We start from the raw sequence: 19871 nt of genomic DNA on the forward strand, positions 1-19871 counted from the left end.
TGACAACACGATTAAAAGTCGTGTGCTCTACCATCTGAGCTAATGACGCATCTTTGTATGGAGCGGGAGACGAGGGTCGAACTCGCGACATTCAGCTTGGAAGGCTGACGCTCTACCAACTGAGCTACTCCCGCATCACTTACAAAGATATAGTACCACAACTTTCAAACTTTGTCAACAAAGTTTTTTATTTTTTTAAAAAAACTTTTTCTTTTACTGCCCCTTCATTATGAACCTTATCTACTGGAGAAACCTTATAGTAATAATTTTCACCTTTCTGAGCTGTTTTATCTAAATATTTCAATCCATATTTTCTTTTTACAGTACCTAAAAGATATTTTGATGAAACGCCATCAAAATCTTTATTCCTACTTCTATATATAGCATAGTAATCAGTATAATTATTTGCTGGATCATCCCAAGTTAAAAGAACGCCATCCTTAGTTATTTTCCCTGCTAAATTTGTAACCGGCTTCGGTGGAACCTCATCTATCCAAGGAGTTCTTGAAGGTAAAATTTGGTTCTGATATACCTCTTTTTTCAAATTATCTTTTATATTCAAGCTGTTCTTTTGAATTTTATCAAATCCAAAGAAAACACTTCCAGCAACACCTTTTGATTTTCTATTATATTTAATCTGCTCAATCAACTCTTTCTCGTTCTTCCAAGCTTTCGTTGTATCTATTTTATAAGCAGCATGACCAACATATAGATTTACATTACTATCTTTTACCTCATTAATCCACCAATCAACTAAAATATCATACTGAGCAACTTTTAAATTAAAATCCCAATATATTTGTGGAACTATATAATCAATCCATTCATTTTTTATCCAAGTTCTTGTATCTGCATATAATGTATCATAATTTTCAGCACCTGCTCTTGTTGCTGATCCAGTTATATCTTTATCATTATTTCTCCAAACACCAAAAGGACTTATTCCAAATTTAACATATGGTTTTGCTTTTTTTATTTTTTTTGATAACTCTCTTACAAATGTATCTGTATTTTTTCTTCTCCAATCCTCTCTTGTTAACTCTTTTCCATATAATTTATACGTTTTATCATCTCCAAAAGGAACTACTTTTTTGTTTTTATCAAGTACTGGATAGGGATAGAAATAATCATCCATATGAACTCCATCTATATTGTAATTTTTAACAACATCAACTATTACATTTTCTGTAAATTCTCTAGCTGCTGGATTTCCAGGATCATAATAAAGTTTTCCATCATATTGAATAACCCACTCAGGATTCTTTCTTGCTATATGATCTTTTGCTATCTCTTCATTTTTTTTCAATGTTATTCTATATGGGTTAAACCAAGCATGAAACTCTAAGTTTCTTTTATGGGCTTCCTCTATAAAAAATTCCAAAGGATCGTACCCAGGATTTTTTCCAATCTCTCCCGTTATATATTTTGACCAAGGTTCCTTTGTTACTTTCCCATAAAACCTATCAGCTGTCGGTCGAACTTGCATAATTACTGCATTCATATTCAATGATTTTATCTCATCCAATATATCTATAAACTCTTTTTTCTGCTCCTCTATAGATAAACCTTGTTTAGACGGCCAGTTTATATTATCCACTGTAGCAATCCAAACTCCTCTAAACTCTCTATCACCATCTTTTGCAAATACAACTGATAAAGTTATTAGAAATAAACAAAATGTATAAGCTACTCTCTTCATAAATTCTCCTTTTATCCCTTTATGATTGAAAATTTTTCTCCTAACTCATCTCTTAAAGCACATATAAAATCAATTTTATTTCCCATTATAAGTGGTACAATTATCTCTCTTTTATCTTTAGTAACTATTCTAATAATAACTTGTAATCTACTAGCCTTTCCTACTACTCCCTCTTTCAAAGTACATGATTCTATCTCTTCAAATGCTAAATCTAAACCTTGACCTAAAACTTTTTTCTTTTCGCAATCTAAAACAATTTTATATGAAAATATATTTTTCAAGTGCTTTAATCCTAAGAATAAAAGTAGTCCTGCAATAGCTAAATAGGGGATACTGAAACCTTTTGTATAGCCTATATACCCTTGAAGTAAACCAATTAGTATCAATGGCAATCCTGTTCCTAGCCACATCACTAGCTTTTTTGCTTCTAAACTATATTTTCTCATCGCCTTATATTCTATCTTTGTTTTTGCTATTTTCTTTATAAAATCATCATAAAAAAACATTATTCCTCCTATTAAAGAAGAAAAGTAGAGACTCATCTCTACTTTTCTATTCAATTATTTATTATTTTACTAATTCCATGATATCTTCTGGTTTATAATCTAAGTTATGAACCGCATTTATATATCTAACTGTTTTACTTTTTCCTCTAATTACTAAAGTTTGAGTTCTAGCTATATTTCCTTTTCTTTTTACACCCTCTAAAAGATCTCCACTTGTTATTCCTGTTGCTGAGAATATAACTTCGTCATCTTTTACTAGATCGTCCATCTTAAGAACATCTCCAACTCTAAGTCCCATCTCTTCACATCTTGATTTTTCATAAGCTGAAATTTTATCGTTCTCTAAAGAAACTCCCTTAACTTCACTTCTTAATTTTAATCTAGCTTGCATATCTCCACCTAAAGCTTTAATAACTGCTGCTGATATAACTCCTTCAGGAGCTCCTCCAATTCCATAAAGAACATCTACATCAGAATCTACAACTGATGTTAAAATTGATCCTGCAACGTCTCCATCTGGAAGTGCATAAACCTTAATATTTAAAGCTTGTAAATCTTTTATTATCTCTTTATGTCTTGGCTTATCTAATATTACTACTGTTAATTCCTCTAAAGGTTTTTTTAACGCTTTACAGATATTATCGATATTTTCCATTAAAGGCTTAGATAAATCAATTACACCTTTTGCTTCTGGCCCAACTATTAATTTCTCCATATACATATCTGGAGCTTTTAAGAAACTTCCTTTATTTCCTACAGCTAATACTGCAATCGCATTAGCTTGACCTTGAGCAGTCATTCTTGTTCCTTCTACAGGATCAACTGCGATGTCTACTGCTGAGAATCTATCTTTATCTGGAGAATCAATTCCTACCTTTTCTCCGATGTAAAGCATAGGAGCTTCATCAATCTCTCCCTCTCCTATTACAATCTCCCCTTGAATTTTTATCCCATTTAGCACAGTTCTCATAGCGTCTACCGCTGCTTGATCTGCTGCCTCCTTATCTCCTCTTCCTACCCATTTATAAGCGGCTAAGGCTGCTGCTTCTGTAACTCTAGCAAACTCTAAAGCTAACTCTCTTTTCATTTTTCCTCCTACTTTGTTTCAATTAATCTATAAATTTTTTCTCCAGGTAAAACCATTTGGAGTTGATTCCTAGCTACTCTTTCTCTGTAAAAGGGATTATTTATATCCTCAATCATTTCATCATACTTAACAATCAAGCTTTCAATCTCTTTTCTCTTTTTAATCTTTATCTCTTGCTCTATTTTTAACTTATCGATTTTTATAAATGATCTAAATATATTTTGTCCTAAAAATGCAAAATGTATAACCAATGGGATTATCCAAAGTAGATTTTTCATTAGTTTTTACCTGATTCTTTCTTTAAAAGTTGTAACTTTTTAGAAACCATCCTTTTTGCAACTGGTGATATTTTATCTACGAATAAAATTGCTTCTAAATGATCATATTCATGTTGGAAAGCTCTTCCTAATAAGCCTGTTCCCTCTTCAACAACCTCTTCACCTTTTTCATTCGTATACTTTATTTTTACAGTTACCGATCTTTTTACAGGTTTATAAACGCCTGGAACACTTAAACATCCTTCATCTTCATTTTCAACTACGTCAGATAGCTCTATTAGTTCTGGATTTATAATTTTTCTTATAACTCCATCCCCAACATCAATTACAACTATTCTTTTTGCTATTCCAACTTGTGGAGCTGCTAATCCAACACCATTTGCTTCATGCATAGTCTCAACCATATTATCTAAAATCTCTAAAATCTCTGGTGTGATAGCCTCTACAGGCTCTGCAACAGTTCTTAAAGAATCATTCCCATATATTTTTATATCATATACCATACTTACTTTTCCTCCAATTCTCTTTTTTCCTAGTACATATTATATCATATTAGATTAATCGGGTCTACATCAACAACCACTCTATATTTTTTATTCTCAACTTTTTTTAATTTTTCCTCTAGTTTTAGTTTAAATAAATTTATATTTTCTCTACTTCCCTTTATAAAAATATTACATCTATATCTACCTTTAACTTTATAAACTAAGGATCTCATTGGGCCATATAATTCAACTGTTTCATCTTGAATCTCTTTAAAAACAGCGTGACAATACTCCTCTAATCCATTTTCTTCTGATGAGGATATCCCTATATTGATAACCTTTGAAAATGGTGGATATGAAAGTATCTCTCTTTTCTCTATCTCTTTTTCATAAAAATTAACATAACTATTTTCTTGAATTTTTTCTATTATATAATTTTCAGGTTGATATGTTTGAATTATTACCTTTCCATTCTTCTCGCCTCTTCCGGCTCTTCCTGCAACTTGAGTTATCATTTGATATGTTCTCTCTCCTGATCTGAAGTCTGGAATAGTCATAATCGTATCAGCATTTATAACTCCAACTAATGTTACATTTGGAAAGTGAAGCCCTCTTGATATCATTTGAGTTCCAATCATAATATCATACTTTCCTGCTAAAAAATCATTGTACATATTTTCATAGAAATCCTTTTCTTTCGAAACTTCGCCATCTACCCTTATTATGTTTACTGGAAATCTTTTTCTTAGTTCCTCTTCAACTCTTTCAACTCCACGCCCACTAAAGCTCATATTCTTACTATTACACTTTGAACATCTTCCAGTATACTTTTTTGATATGCCACAGTAATTACATTTCAAACTACCGTTACTTGCATAATAGTTGAGTTTTATAGAGCAATGTTCACACTCTTCCATGTGCCCACAATCCTCACACTGAACTAAAGTTGAATAGCCTTTCCTATTCAGAAGTAAAATAATCTGCTCTTTTCTTAAAAGTGCGGTTCTCATCTCCTCTAATAGTTTCTCACTAAAAAAACTGTCCTGCTCTTGTTTCATATCTACTATATCTATCTCTGGTAACTTTGCATCTTTATAACGGTGCTCTATCTCAAACAGTTGAAAGATACCCTTTTTGCCATAGTAGTAACTTTCAATCGAGGGTGTTGCCGAGCCTAAAACCACTTTGGCATCCTCTAGCTCAGCTTTTTTTATAGCTACAAACTTAGCGTTATATCTCGGTGAACTATCTTGCTTATAACTATTTTCATGCTCTTCATCAACTATTATATACTCCAAGTTTTGTACAGGTGCAAATATAGCTGACCTAACACCTAAAACTACTTTTTTATCTCCAGTATAAATACTATACCACTCTTTTGCTCTATCTGTAGGTGATAATCTACTATGTAAGATTGCAACTCCCTCTCCAAATTCAATTTTAAATCTTTTAACCATCTGTGGAGTCAAAGAAATTTCTGGAACTAAAAATATAGAACCTTTATTTTTTTCTAACGCTCTTTTTATAAGATGGATATATATCTCTGTTTTTCCTGAACCTGTTACTCCTCTAATAAGAAAATGTCTTTTATTTGAATTTTCAATTCCACTTTTTATTTTCTCTTGCTCTTCATTTAATTCAGTATCCTCTTTAAAAACTTTTTCAACTAACTCTTTTTTTAATCTCTCTTCATCAAAACTTTTTATTTTTCTCTCAAAAAAAATATTACTCTCTTTTAGATGTTTTTCGATTAGTTTTTTCTCAAACTTTTTTTCCAAAGTAAGTTTCCCTACTGTTTCTTTCTTTTGAAAATACTTATAAAGCTCTTCATTTCTGTTTTCTAAATCTCTATTTAAAATATACCAACCATCAACTACCTTCAACTGATTCTCATCAACAAATTGCTGAAGCTTCTCTTTTGAAAATTTATCTACCAAAGGTTTTTTTCTAATTTTTAATTTATCGTAAAAATATTGTAAGAGCTCATCTATAAACAAACTCTCTTTTTCCATATTAACTCTATAAATATCTTCATATTTTATTTTTACTCCCGCTGGTACAGCCGTTGAAAAAACCTGTTCAAAAGAACTCATATAATAATCTTTTATCCATAACAAAAGTTCTATAAATTCCTTTGAAAAACTTAACTCTTCATAAAGTATTCTTTTTATCTTTAAAACTTTAAAAGAATACTCTTTATCAGCCTCCTCTTTTACAACAAGTCCAACCTTATCTTTATTTCTAAAAGATACTAATACTCTGTCTCCAATTTTTATATCTTTATCTTCACTGGCATAAGTATAGAAATCGTTAGTTTTTTCTATATAGATACTAAAATATCTCATTACTTTCTCCTAGTTTAATTTTATTTTTATTTTTTTTACATTCGTCAACTCTTTTTGTGCTTGAATACTCTGCTCTATAACTACACCAGCACCTATCAACTCAACTTCAATATTGCTACCTTTAAATATTTCAATGACATCTCTACCACTAAGACCTTTTAAATCTGGCATCAAAATTAACTCCTCATGATTCGTTACACTCTTTAAACTACTTCTTCCCGCAACTTTAATTTTATCTATATTTATTGGAGATATACTTTTTAATTTTGTTATCTTTTTTATAATTTCACCTAATACTGGAGCTGCTGCCGTTCCTCCAAATTTATCGTATAAAATATTCCCTTGTGGTTTAAAGAACATAGCTAACATTATATATTGTGGCTTTTCAACTGGAAAGAATCCTATAACCGATGAAAGATACTCATTTTTTACATACCTTCCTCTTTCACTAAACTGAGCTGTTCCTGTTTTTCCACCAATTCTATAACCATCTACACCACCCTTTTTTACCGTACCATCTTCTACAGCTGACTCCATCATAAATCTCATCTCTTTAGATACTGCTTCACTGATTATCTTCCCTTTATTTACTGGTAGATTTCTTCTAACAACAAGACCATCTTTATCTGTTATCTTTTCAACTATATATGGTTGATACATTGTTCCGCCGTTTACAACAGCGGAGAATGCTGTTATCATCTGAATCGGTGTAACTGCTATTCCTTGCCCGAATGTCATGGTACTCTTCTTCAATCCATTCCAACGTTTAACAGGCTCTCTTCTCGGAGTTTGCTCATAAGGATAATCCACTCCAGTTTTACTATACAATCCAAATCTTTCTAAATAGTTATCAAACTCCTCATTTGTAAACATATCCCCCATTAAAACCATTCCAATATTACTTGATTTTTTCAATACCTCTTCTGTCGTCAGTACTCCTTTTACACTTCTACTACTCTCTTTAATTGTATGATTGTATCTCCTAAAAGTTCCATCACCTATATCAAACTTTGTAGTCTTTTTTATTTTTTTCTCCTCTAAAGCCGCAGCTATAATCAGAGGCTTAAAAATCGAACCAGGTTCTAGTTGAGATTGAAAAATTGGATTTGTTACTGCTTTTTTATTTTTTCTAAAAAACGAAGTTGCTAATACTTTTCCTGTATTAGGATCCATCATAATTGCATACGCCTCTTCTGAATTCGTTTTTTTGAATTGCTTTTCCATCTCATCATCAAGAATATATTGCAAATCGTTATCTATTGTTAAATGTAAATCCATACCATTCAAATTAACCTTCGTTCTTGCTTCTGCAGTTGGCAATCCAACTCCTAAGCTTCTTATACTTGGAATTACTCTTGAGCTTCTATCACCTTTTAAATAGTTTTCATAAAAAAGTTCGATTCCGAATATCCCCTCTTTTTCTGTACCCTTTTTAAATCCTATATTTCCAACTAAAAAGAAATATTGATCAGCTTTATAATAACGTCTCTCTTTTCTTCCTGTTAAAAATATTATATTTTTTCCTTTAATTTTATACTTCTCTAAAATATTCTCTATCTCTTTTTTCTCTACATCATCTATGTTTCTATTCAACCTTTTATAAACTCTATCCTCTTTCCCCAACTTATTTATCGTACTTAAAAGAGGTTTATAATTTTCTCTTATATATTTTTTATTTATAAGTTCTTTTAAAGCTTCTGGTGCTTCTGCTGACTTTACAAATCTTTTAGGATCAACAGATAACTCATACATATTTATGCTATAAGCTAACCCCTTACCTTTTGAATCGTATATATTACCTCTCTCTCCCCCCTCTTTTCTTTCAACATTCACTTGTTTATTTATCGCTTCTTTATAATTTTCAGAGTCAAATAATTGAATTTGAACCATTCTAAACATCAATATAAAAAAACAAAATAATATAACATCTGAAACTATAAAAGATCTCAAAATAAAATTATTTTTCATTTTTATTTTTTTCCATTTAAAAAACACATATAAATTAAAAGCTAGCATCAATAAAACTGCTACAGTTAATAAGAATTTTTTATAGTATAAAGAAAGTCCGATTCCTAATATTTGTATCAAAAGTAAAAATATTTTTAGTTTCTTATTCATGTACCCATCCTCTTTTTATTTTTCTTTTAAATATTATATCAAATATTGGCAAAATAAGGTATAATAAGAATAAAATTCCACAAAAAGGAGTAATTGTATGAATGTTTTATTTCTATTGCTTTTTATGACCACTTCAGCCTTTGCACTTAATATCGGAGTTATCGACTCTGAATATATTTTTAGCCAATACAACAAGCGTTATGAGATGGAAGAGAAACTTGAAAATAAAAGATTAGAATTAAATTCAGAAATTGAAGGTCTAAGACAAAGTTTACTAGAACAGGAAAAAATTATAAAATCAAAATCAAAAATTACTGAAAATGATAAGAAAAAATTATTAGACTTAAAAAAACAATTTCAAGATAAGATAGAGATTTCTGAAAGAGATTTCCAAGAAGAGCAACAAAGTTTTATATATGATATTAAATTTGAGATTGACTCTGTTTCCATATTGATCGGAAAACAAAAGAATTTAGAAATGGTTATTGAGAAAAGTGCTACAATTTACGGTGGAGTAGATTTAACAGAAGAGGTTATTAATTTTTTAAATAATAAAGAATCATATAAATTAGATACAACTAATCTTTTAAAAAAACAACTCTAAAAAGGATATACAATATCCTTTTTTTTATTTTTTTATTCTTTCAAAGAAACTTTTTAAAGAATAAAAAAAAAAAGCACCTATGTGCTTTAAAGTTCATATATGGTGGAAACAACTGGACTTGAACCAGTGACCCCCTGCTTGTAAGGCAGGTGCTCTCCCAACTGAGCTATGCTTCCAAATGGTACCCCGTAGGGGAATCGAACCCCTGTTTATAGAGTGAAAATCTATTGTCCTAACCGTTGAACGAACGGGGCAACTTTCGCTTTCGCGTTGTTGCTACATAATAATAGTACCATCTTTTTTAAAAAATGTCAACATGTTTTTTATTTTTTTAAAATTTCCCACTCTTTTTCTTTAAATCCAATTAAAACCTTATTATCTCCAATAACTAAAGGTCTCTTTACTAACATTCCGTTTGTTGAAAGTATCTCTAATAATTCATCTTCATTATTTTCAGCAACTTTCTCTTTTAAATTCATCTCTCTATAAAGAATCCCACTTGTATTAAAGAATTTTTTTACAGGTAATCCACTTAATTCCAACCATTTTTTTAACTCATCTTTTGTTGGATTGTTTTCTACAATATGTCTAGCATCAAACTCTACTTCATTTTCCTCTAACCATTTTCTAGCCTTAACACAAGTTGAGCATTTAGGGTAATTTAAAAATAAATATTTCATACTATCCTCTCCTATACTTTTTTATATAGCTTAACATTAAAAAAGAAAAAAGGGAAGAGTATTCTTCCCTTTTTTTGTATACTATTATCTAGCTAAAAGAGCTTTTAACTCTTCAACTTTATTTACTCTTTCCCAAGGTAAATCTAAATCAGTTCTTCCGATATGTCCGAAAGCTGCTAAATCTTGATAATTAAAGTTTCCACTTCTTAACTCTAGATCTCTTTCGATTCCTCTAGGTGTTAAGTCAAAGACATTTTGAACTGCTTCTGCTAATTTTATCTCTTCAACTTTTCCAGTTCCAAAAGTTTCAACTTTTACAGATGTAGGTTCTACTACTCCTATTGCATAAGAAAGTTGAACTTCACATTTGTCAGCTAAATCTGCTGCTACGATATTTTTTGCAACCCATCTAGCTGCGTAAGCTGCTGATCTATCAACTTTTGAAGGATCTTTTCCAGAGAACGCTCCTCCACCGTGTCTAAAGAATCCACCGTAAGTATCTACGATTATCTTTCTTCCTGTTAATCCAGTATCTCCGTGTGGTCCTCCTATTACGAATCTTCCTGTTGGGTTGATATGGTAATGCTTAACCTCTTCAGCATTTAAATTGTAAGCTTCTAATACTGGCTTTATTACTAACTCTTTTACATCGTGGTGAATTTGCTCTTGAGTTACTTCTGGATTATGTTGAACTGAAACTACTACAGTATCTACTCCTACAACCGCACCATTTTCATCATATGCTAAAGTTACTTGAGATTTTGCATCTGGTCTAGCCCAAGCTAAATCTTTTGATCTTGTTAATCTTGTTAATTTTACGATAATCTCTCTTGCTAAAACTAAAGCTAATGGCATTAACTCTGGAGTTTCTTTTACTGCTCCTCCGAACATTATACCTTGGTCTCCTGCTCCTCCAACATCTACTCCCATAGCGATATCAGGTGATTGTGAGTGAATCGCATTTAAAACACCACAGTCAGAGTCAAATCCCATACCTTGCTTGTAACCAATTTCATCTATTTTATTTCTTACGATATCTTGAATATCGATATATGTTGTAGTTGTGATCTCTCCACCTACGATTACTTGACCTGTAGTACAGAATACCTCACAAGCTACTCTTGCTGCTGGGTCATTTTTTATACATGCATCTAATACTGCATCCGATATTTGATCCGCGATCTTATCTGGATGTCCTGGTGATACACATTCTGAAGTAAAGTAAGTTAAATTTTTCATTTGTTCCTCCTAAGAATTAATCAAAAGAGATAAAAAAAGCCTTTTATCTCTCCAGAAAGATAAAAGGCTAAATGCTCTTTATAGGTCATCTTTCTGGAATTAGCACCACACCTCTAAGGTAGGTTGCTGAAACGTCATAGGGCCAGTCCCTCAGTCTCTCTTGATGATTTTTTTGTTTTTGTTTTTTACTGCTAAATTATATCGTATTTGTATCTTTTAGTCAATACTTTTTTATTTTTTTTCTTCAATTAATGTTAAGTTAACCATTTTATTGAAGATTGTTGCAATGTAATTAAGTTGAGAAAGTCTATTATTTTTTATAGCTTCATCTTTATCCATAACCATTATAGATTCGAAGTATCTATTGATAATATCCTCTGTTGATAAGATTACATTTAAGTATCCTATGTAGTTCTTAGCTACTAACATCTCTTCAGCATCTCTTGCAACCTCTTGTGATTTTTGGAACAGTTCCTTCTCTATCTCTTCAACTAAAAGATCAGAATTTACGATTACTCCTTCAAATCCTTTAGAGATATTTCCAACTCTTTTCATTAATGAAACTAAGTTGTTGAAACTATCCATTTTTGTGAACTCATCTACAGCTTTTATTCTTAATAGAGTATCCACTAAGTTATCATAACTCTTATCTACTACTGCTGATACGATATCTTTTGAATATCCCATCTCAGTAAATACATTAAGTGCTCTTTGCTTGAAGAACTCCATAATTTCGTTTATAACTTCAGCTTTATCTCTTTTTAAAACTGCTGCTGCTTCTAGAGTATCTACTGCTCTTTCAACTAAAGCTTTTAAAGATATATTTAAGTTAGAATCTAAAATTATATTTACAATTCCTAACGCTGCTCTTCTTAAAGCGAATGGATCTTTAGAACCACTTGGAATAATTCCAACTCCGAAACATCCACAAAGTGTATCCACTCTATCAGATATTCCAGCTACAATTCCTTCAACACCTTTTGGTAATAAATCACCTTGATATCTTGGGTAGTAGTGTTCTTCAATTCCTTTAGCTACTAATTCAGATTCTCCAGATTTAAGTGCATAATCTGCTCCCATAAATCCTTGAAGTTTTGTGAACTCTTTTTCTCCAATCATATTAGATACTAAATCTGCTTTTGCTAAAAGAATTGTTCTTTCAACAGTTTCTCTTCTTGTTTCCATTCCGATAGCTTCGATTAAGTAATCTGCAATCTTGATTGATCTTTCAATTTTATTATAAATTGTTCCTAAATCTTTTTGGAATACAACTTGCTTTAATTTCTCTACATTTTCAACTAAAGGTTTCTTTAAATCTTCATGGTAGAAGAATCTTGCATCAGCAAGTCTTGCTGATAAAACTTTTTCATTTCCTTTTCTTACATGCTCAGAATCCTCTATACCATTTCTAACAACAACGAACTTTGGTAATAGTTTTCCATCTAAGTCTAAGATTGGGAAATATCTTTGGTGAACTTGCATAGATATTATTAAAACATCTTGAGGAACTTCTAAGAAGTCTGAATTAAATGTTCCAACTATAGGGAATGGGTATTCAACTAGGTTTGTAACCTCTTTTAATAGCTCTTCATCTACTAAAACTTGTTCTCCTGTTTCTTCACAATTCTCTTTTATAAGTTTTTTAATTAAATCTTTTCTCTCTTCGATATCTATAATAACATTGTTCTCTTTAATTTTTTCGAAATACTCATCAATAGTTGAAACCTCAAAGTTACTTCCAAAGAATCTATGACCTCTTGAAGCATTTCCACTTTTAATTCCCTCTATTTCAAAGTTTACTATCTCTTCATTTACTAAAGCTAAGAACCATTGAATTGGTCTAGCAAACTTTAATTTTTTCTCTCCCCATTTCATTGATTTTGGGAAATTAATCTCTAATACTAACTCTTTTAAAAGTTCTGAAAGAAGTGTCTTTGTAGATTCTCCTTTTAAGAATTTTCTTACAGCTATGTATTCACCTTTTGGAGTTTCAATAATCTCTAAATCAGTTGCTTCTACTCCTTGAGATTTAGCAAATCCTAATCCAGCTCTTGAAATCTCTCCATTTTCACCAAATGCAACTTGCTTTGCAGGACCCATATTTAAAATATCTAAATCCTCTTGAGTTTCAGCTAAACCTTCAACTAAAACAACAAGTCTTCTTGGTGTTCCAAAAGTTTTTATCTCATCAAACTTTACTCTTTTATCATTTAATTTACCTTCTAAATTCTCTTTCATCTCTTTTAGAGTTTGAACAAGGAATCTTGCAGGTAGTTCTTCCATCCCTATTTCAAAAAGTAATCTCACTTTCTATTCCTCCTCTTTTTTCCTTTTACTTCTTCTTTAGTAAAGGATATCCTAGTTCTTTTCTATTTTGTACAAATACCTCTGCACATCTTTTAGCTAGGTTTCTAACTCTTAAAATATAAGCCATTCTCTCAGTTGTAGAGATTGCTCCTCTTGAGTCAAGAACGTTGAATGTGTGAGAACATTTTAAAACATAGTCATATGCTGGCATTACTAAGTTTTCATTTAGTGCTCTATCAGCTTCCTTCTCATAGTCATCAAACCATTTAAAATGATTTTCTAAATCTGCTACTTCAAATGAATATTTAGAGTTTTCATACTCATATTGGTATCTCATATCTCCATATTTAATTCCTGGAGCCCACTCTAAATCATAAACATTCTCTTTATTTTGAATGTAAAGTGCTAATCTTTCTAGTCCATATGTTATCTCAACAGGAACAACATCTAGCTCTAATCCTCCAACTTGTTGGAAATATGTGAACTGAGTTACTTCCATTCCATCTAGCCATACTTCCCATCCTAATCCCCAAGCTCCTAAAGTTGGTGATTCCCAATCGTCTTCTACAAAACGTATATCATGCTTTAAAGGATCAATTCCTAAAACTTTTAACGATTCTAAGTATAACTCTTGAATATTATCTGGTGATGGTTTCATTATAACTTGGAATTGATGATGTTGATAAACCCTGTTTGGGTTCTCCCCATATCTTCCATCCTTTGGTCTTCTTGATGGCTCAACATATGCTATATTCCAAGGCTCTGGTCCTAAAGACATTAAAAATGTATTTGGGTTAAATGTTCCAGCTCCTGTTTCTATATCGTATGGATTTCCAATGATACACCCTTTTGAACTCCAATACTGCTGAAGAGCAAATATCATCTCTTGAAATGTCATTTCACTTCCTCCTAATTTCTCTTTTTGCTTTTACTTTCTAATAAGCTATCTATTATTATTAGAATAACTCCTATATTTATCCAAACATCAGCTAAATTGAATACAAATACCCATATCCCTCTAAAGTCGATCATATCAATAACAAAACCTCTATAGATTCTATCGATTATATTACCAATTGCTCCACCTAAAATGAACGAGTATCCTAACTTTTCAACAACCGAAAACTTCTCTCTATTTTTGTAAAAATAAAACCCTAGTCCAAATATCACAACAACTGTAAGTATAGAGATTATATCTAACTTCCCTTGAAACATTCCGAAAGCTATACCTCTATTTTTCACATATGTTAGATGGAAAAAGTCCCCAATTACGGGGAACGTTTCTCCTTCTATTAACCAGGTGTCTATTTCATATTTTGAGATTTGATCTAGAAAAACTAATACAAATATTATCCCTATATATAACACAGCTCACCTCTTTGAATAATTAATCAACTAGTGCCGATGTACATCTTGGACAGATTGTTTCATGCTCAGGGTTAGTTCCTAACTCTGTCGAGTACTTCCAACATCTTTCACATTTTTCTCCGTCTGCATGCTCTACTTTTACAAATAAAGCTTCTTGCTCCTCACCTTTTACGAATGAATCATCTTTTTCATTAGTAATTACTAATTGAGAAACTATGAACACCTCTTCTAAAATCTCTTTATTCTCTTGTAAGAATCTCTCTAAATCTGCATCTGCTGCATTTAATATAACTTTTGCATCTAAAGAGTTTCCTATTATTTTATTTTCACCTTGTCTTGCTAACTCTAAAGTTTTGTTTACATCTTTTCTAAGTTTAGCAATCTCTTCCCACTTCGTATCTAACTCATCATTTAAGTATTGATCGTTGTTTGCATACCAGTCAGTTAATAGTACTGACTCAGAATCTTTTAATGACTCTGGTAATGTTTCCCAGATCTCTTCTGCAGTGAATGATAGAATTGGTGCAACCATTTTAGTTAAAGTTACTAAAACTTCTGACATTACTGTTTGAGCTGCTCTTCTCTCTTTTGAATCCGCTTTCTCTGTATATAATCTATCTTTGATTATATCAAGATAGAATGCTGACATATCAATTCCTGAGAAGTAGTGAATCTCTTGGAATAGGTTGTAGAACTCATACTTTTCATATGACTCTGTTACTGTTCTCTTTAATCTCTCTAACTTATTTAATGCCCACTTATCGATTTCCATTAAATCCTCATATGCTACTGCATCTGTTGCTGGATTGAAATCTGCTGAGTTTCCTAAGATATATCTAGCTGTATTTCTTACTCTTCTGTAAGCTTCTGCCATTTGCTTTAAGATGTTATCAGAGATTTTTACATCTTCGCTGTAATCTACTGAAGCACACCATAATCTTAATATATCTGCTCCGTAAACTTTGATTACATCTTGAGGTGCAACAACGTTTCCTACAGATTTAGACATCTTTTTACCCTCACCATCATTTACGAATCCGTGAGTTAGTAACATCTTGAATGGAGCATCTCCTGTTGATCCAACAGATGTTAATAGAGATGTTTGGAACCATCCTCTATGTTGATCTGATCCCTCTAAGTATAAATCAGCTGGTCTATGAAGTCCCTCTCTAGTTTCTAATACAGATCTATGAGAAACACCTGAATCGAACCAAACGTCCATTATGTTTGTTTCTTTTCTTAACTCTAAACCTTTTAAGTTATATTTTACTAAAAGCTCTTCTCCGATTAACTCTTCTGCTGAGTATTTAACCCAAGCTGCAGATCCTTCAGTTTTTACTATTCCAATAACTCTATCTAAAATCTCTCTTTCGAAGATCTCTTTTCCAGTTACTTCATTATAGAATACAGGAATTGGCACTCCCCAAGTTCTTTGTCTTGAGATACACCAGTCAGGTCTTGTCTCTAACATTGAACCAATTCTATTTCTTCCCCACTCAGGAACAAACTTAACGTCATCTAATGCTCTTAAAGCCTTCTCTCTTAAATCAGACCCTTCACATCTAATGAACCATTGCTCAGTTGCTCTAAAGATTACTGGAGTTTTTGATCTCCAATCATGTGGATAAGAGTGCTCAAACTCTTTGTAACTTAATAGATGTCCTGTTTCTGTTAAATGCTCAGCTATAACTTTGTTTGCTTTTTTATAGAATAATCCAGCAAATTGTCCAGCCTCTTCAGTTAAAACTCCTTTATTGTTGATTGGAGAGATAATTGGTAATCCGTATCTAACTCCTACAACATAGTCATCTTGACCGTGTCCTGGTGCTGTATGAACTACTCCTGTACCTGCTTCTGCAGTTACGTGAGTTCCTAAAACAACTTTTCCAGTTCTATCTAAGAATGGGTGCTTATAAGTTAAGTTTTCTAAGTCTGCTCCTACGAACTCTTTTACTAACTCTACTTCTTTTACTCCCATATCAAGGAACGCTTTATCTGCTAAAACTTTTGCTAAGATTAAGTTTCCTTTTTCTGTTTTGTATATTCCGTACTCAAACTCTCCGTTTAATGCTATTCCAGTGTTTGCTGGTAAAGTCCATGGAGTTGTTGTCCAGATAACTAAATAAAGTGATTCAGTCATTCCTAACTTTTCCATAATCTCTTCGTTAGCTTCCATCTTTACGTAGATTGATGGAGAAACGTGGTTTTTATACTCTATTTCTGCTTCTGCTAAAGCTGTTTCTGTTACTGGAGACCAGTAAATTGGCTTTAATCCTTTGAATATATATCCATTTTCATAAAGTTCTCCGAATACTTCTAATTGCTTTGCTTCATACTCTGGGTTTAAAGTTAGGTATGGATTATCCCACTCTCCTAAAATTCCTAATCTTTGGAATCCTTCTTTTTGAACTTCTACCCATTTCTTAGCATACTCTGTACACTTCTCTCTAATTTCAAGAGGTGACATCTCTTTCATTTTAGCACCTAACTCTTCACTCACTTTTAACTCGATTGGTAATCCATGAGTATCCCATCCAGGTACGTAAGGTACTGAATATCCAGATAATCTCTTATACTTTAAGATAATATCTTTTAAGATTTTGTTTAAAGCATGTCCTATATGGATTCCACCATTAGCGTATGGAGGTCCATCGTGAAGTATAAATGTTTTACTCCCCTTTTGTAATCCCTTTTCATAAATTTTTTGATCATCCCATTTTTTTAAGATGTTTGGTTCCTTCGTTGGTAAGTTCGCCCTCATTTGGAAACTTGTTTTCGGAAGGTTTAACGTTTTACCGTAATCTCTTTCTTCCATTAGACTTCCTCCTTATATGCATTTAATGTTATTTTTACTTCTGTACTATTCCCCTCTTCAGAGAAGTGTTTAATTACTCCACCATGATCTTTAATTATCTTATGAACAAAGAATAATCCTAATCCTAATGTTTGAGGAGAATAACTTACAAACGGTTCATAAATATCCTCTAACTGCTTAGCTGATATTCCCTCTCCATTATCAATAATTTTCAGCTCTATTTTTTCATTAATTCTTCTTTTAGATAGAATAATATCTATTCTTCTGTTATTCTTTTTATTTAAAAGAGCATTACAGGCATTTTCTATAAGCTCCTTAATAACCTTTTCAAGTTGCTTTCTGCTTCCTAGTACACTACCACTTGTAGCATTGAAAAACGAAACAGAAATATTTTCACTTTTAAATCTTTTACTATATTTTTCTATAGCTTCATTTATAATTTTATCTAAACAAACTCGCTCATACTTCTCTTCTTTTTCTTCAGAATAGAATTTTAAAGATTCATTATCCTCTTTAATTCTAGCTAAATATGGCTTTATTGTTGTTAATTCCTCTATTATCTTTTCACCTGGATTTTCAGAGTCAACACACTTTAGAAGTTTGTCAACAACTTCTCCTCTCAATTTTAAAAATCTTGTGGCTAACTTCTCTATCGTCATCACTCTTTGACTTTCTAAAGTATCTAGCACAATCTCTTTATTATTAATTCCTATCGAGAAGTTCATCGAAAGCAGATTTAGTAATTCTAGCTCCTCTTGATTTATACGAACATCTTTTGTATAGTTATCCACAAGGACAACTCCTGAAAACTTACCCGCTCCGTGGATAGGGAATATAAAGAAGTTCTTTAAACCAACAGCTTTTAAAACATCATTACCTAAATCATACTTATATCCATCGTCGTTTTTATATATAATCTTTTGTTCTCTAAACGATTTCGCCAATAAACTTTCATTATTTATTGGAACTTTTGTAAATAGGATTAACTCTTTTAAATTTTTCAATTGGAATTTAAATCCTTTTCTACTCTCCTCTTTTAGAGTTCTATTGATAGATATTTCCTCTCCAATTAAATAGTCATTTTCTCTACTATATCTGAAATACATAGCTCTACTATAACCGAGCCCCACTTCAGATGTAAATCCATTAACTAATTTTTTAATAGTTTTGAAAGTATCCTGTTCTATATTCATTCCCATTAATAGTTTATCTATAGCTTCTATTTTTTCAATATTTCTAACTAACTCTTTATTTTGAATAGTTAAATCCTCTTGAGCTACATTTAATTTCTCAATCATCTCTTTAAACGAAATCGATAAAGTTCTAATCTCACCTTGACCAACGACTTTAATATCCTCAACCTTTTCTCCATTAGAAATTTTATCAGCTAAATCCGCTATCTGACTAAGAGGTAGCAGTAATTTTCTAAATACCTTACTTGAAACTGTAGAACTTATTATCATTATTAGTAAAACTAATATTCCTATATAGATAGCTGTCATCAGTTTTTCCTCAGTCACCTTTTCTTTTGAAAGAGATATTACAAAACTTCCTAAATAACTATCATTATAACCTATTAAATTGTAAATTCCTACATAATATGATAAACCATTAATCTTTTTGTTCAAATAATAATTTTTATAATCTTTTCTTAATATCTCTCTATAGGTTCTATGTGAGAAAAAGAATTTTGCTTGAAGCTCAGATTTGTCAGAACTATTGGTTACAAAATAAACCTTATCTTTCGAGCTTAATTCTAGTCCTTCTGTCAATGAAGTTAAAAAATCTTTATTGATTGGTATTGAAACCACCAAGTAGTATGTAATATCTTCAGTTCCATAAGGAATTACTACTCTTCCATAGATTTTACCTTGAACTTCTGCTAGATAATATCCTAACTCTTCAAACTCTTTTTTAGTAGAGGTTTCAAGTAAAATATGAATATTATCCTCAGTTAGAGTTCCTAGATTCCCCTTATTTCCATATTCCGCTAAAAGCTCTCCATCAGAAGAGATTATAGTTATTACAGAGTTATAATAGTTTCTAAAATCCTCTTTTAAAAGATTATATTTTAACATTTCAGCAACTTTTTGGTTACCTTCATTTATTCTATATTTTGCAATCTCTTTATAAACATCATTTCGAATCTCTCCAAAATATGATTTATAGTTTCCCATAAGAAGATTCATTTTATTTTTAGTTGTATCTTCTACCCTTTGCTCCATGTCTTGAAAGGATGTTAATATTACAACTACAGCAATTAAAATTGAGGTTAAAAATATTGCTATATCATTGTAAAAAATTATTTTTATCAACAATGAATTTTTTTTTATTCTCATC

15 protein-coding genes, 3 tRNA genes and 1 riboswitch are annotated in these 19871 nt (G+C 31.4%); of the genes, 1 reads left to right on the top strand and 17 read right to left on the bottom strand.

The features are described 5' to 3' along the window. Positions 1-58 precede the first annotated feature (58 nt). From Q0O83_RS03910 to Q0O83_RS03945, 8 genes are all read right to left on the bottom strand, one after another. Positions 59-134 (bottom strand) — tRNA-Gly (locus Q0O83_RS03910). Positions 135-187: 53 nt separating this feature from the next. Next, on the bottom strand, positions 188-1699 hold the full coding sequence (locus tag Q0O83_RS03915) for a family 10 glycosylhydrolase (protein WP_294094354.1): 1512 nt from the start codon (positions 1697-1699) through the stop codon (positions 188-190). 11 nt (positions 1700-1710) lie between these two features. After that, positions 1711-2205, bottom strand: a complete 495-nt coding sequence (locus Q0O83_RS03920) for a hypothetical protein (RefSeq protein ID WP_294094356.1) — start codon at positions 2203-2205, stop codon at positions 1711-1713. A 61-nt stretch (positions 2206-2266) separates the two neighbouring features. Beyond that, entirely contained in the window at positions 2267-3292 is a 1026-nt protein-coding gene (gene glpX / locus Q0O83_RS03925; RefSeq protein WP_294094358.1) for a class II fructose-bisphosphatase, read from the bottom strand. Between the two features lie 8 nt (positions 3293-3300). Further along, a complete protein-coding gene (locus Q0O83_RS03930) occupies positions 3301-3570 on the bottom strand; it encodes a septum formation initiator family protein (RefSeq protein WP_294094359.1) in 270 nt (89 codons plus the stop codon). After that, a complete protein-coding gene (gene def / locus Q0O83_RS03935; protein WP_294094361.1) occupies positions 3570-4073 on the bottom strand; it encodes a peptide deformylase in 504 nt (167 codons plus the stop codon). The genes Q0O83_RS03930 and def overlap by 1 nt, the downstream gene beginning before the upstream one ends. 44 nt (positions 4074-4117) lie before the next feature. Then, positions 4118-6400, bottom strand: a complete 2283-nt coding sequence (gene priA / locus Q0O83_RS03940; RefSeq protein WP_294094362.1) for a primosomal protein N' — start codon at positions 6398-6400, stop codon at positions 4118-4120. Between the two features lie 9 nt (positions 6401-6409). After that, on the bottom strand, positions 6410-8518 hold the full coding sequence (locus Q0O83_RS03945) for a penicillin-binding protein (RefSeq protein ID WP_294094363.1): 2109 nt from the start codon (positions 8516-8518) through the stop codon (positions 6410-6412). A gap of 97 nt (positions 8519-8615) precedes the next feature. Between Q0O83_RS03945 and Q0O83_RS03950 the strand changes: the two genes are divergently transcribed. After that, the gene (locus Q0O83_RS03950; RefSeq protein ID WP_294094365.1) at positions 8616-9122 is read left to right on the top strand and encodes an OmpH family outer membrane protein; all 507 of its coding nucleotides are present in this window, start codon (positions 8616-8618) and stop codon (positions 9120-9122) included. 100 nt (positions 9123-9222) lie between these two features. On the opposite strand, the gene Q0O83_RS03955 is transcribed toward Q0O83_RS03950, so the two are convergent. The 9 genes from Q0O83_RS03955 to Q0O83_RS03995 all read right to left on the bottom strand — a co-directional run bounded on the left by Q0O83_RS03955 (position 9223) and on the right by Q0O83_RS03995 (position 19870). After that, positions 9223-9298 (bottom strand) — tRNA-Val (locus Q0O83_RS03955). Between the two features lie 3 nt (positions 9299-9301). Further along, positions 9302-9376, bottom strand: a tRNA-Glu gene (locus Q0O83_RS03960). Positions 9377-9445: 69 nt separating this feature from the next. Continuing rightward, positions 9446-9802 (bottom strand): arsenate reductase family protein, encoded by a 357-nt coding sequence (locus Q0O83_RS03965; protein ID WP_294094366.1) that lies wholly within the window; start codon positions 9800-9802, stop codon positions 9446-9448. An 84-nt stretch (positions 9803-9886) separates the two neighbouring features. Next, positions 9887-11041: a methionine adenosyltransferase gene (gene metK / locus Q0O83_RS03970; RefSeq protein WP_294094368.1), complete on the bottom strand. Its 1155-nt coding sequence runs from the start codon at positions 11039-11041 to the stop codon at positions 9887-9889. Positions 11042-11123: 82 nt separating this feature from the next. Beyond that, positions 11124-11211: riboswitch (SAM riboswitch) on the bottom strand. Positions 11212-11272: 61 nt separating this feature from the next. Further along, positions 11273-13348 carry a glycine--tRNA ligase subunit beta gene (glyS, locus tag Q0O83_RS03975; protein ID WP_294094370.1) on the bottom strand — a complete coding sequence of 692 codons (2076 nt, stop codon included), beginning with the start codon at positions 13346-13348 and terminating at the stop codon, positions 11273-11275. 25 nt (positions 13349-13373) lie between these two features. Further along, positions 13374-14246 (bottom strand): glycine--tRNA ligase subunit alpha, encoded by an 873-nt coding sequence (gene glyQ / locus Q0O83_RS03980; protein WP_047382395.1) that lies wholly within the window; start codon positions 14244-14246, stop codon positions 13374-13376. Between the two features lie 11 nt (positions 14247-14257). Further along, entirely contained in the window at positions 14258-14716 is a 459-nt protein-coding gene (lspA, locus tag Q0O83_RS03985) for a signal peptidase II (RefSeq protein WP_294094372.1), read from the bottom strand. Positions 14717-14735: 19 nt separating this feature from the next. Beyond that, positions 14736-17531 carry an isoleucine--tRNA ligase gene (gene ileS, locus Q0O83_RS03990; RefSeq protein WP_294094374.1) on the bottom strand — a complete coding sequence of 932 codons (2796 nt, stop codon included), beginning with the start codon at positions 17529-17531 and terminating at the stop codon, positions 14736-14738. Further along, on the bottom strand, positions 17531-19870 hold the full coding sequence (locus tag Q0O83_RS03995; protein WP_294094375.1) for an ATP-binding protein: 2340 nt from the start codon (positions 19868-19870) through the stop codon (positions 17531-17533). The genes ileS and Q0O83_RS03995 overlap by 1 nt, the downstream gene beginning before the upstream one ends. Between the last annotated feature and the right edge of the window lies 1 nt (position 19871).

The organism is uncultured Cetobacterium sp. (assembly GCF_945952365.1).
Lineage (GTDB): Bacteria > Fusobacteriota > Fusobacteriia > Fusobacteriales > Fusobacteriaceae > Cetobacterium_A.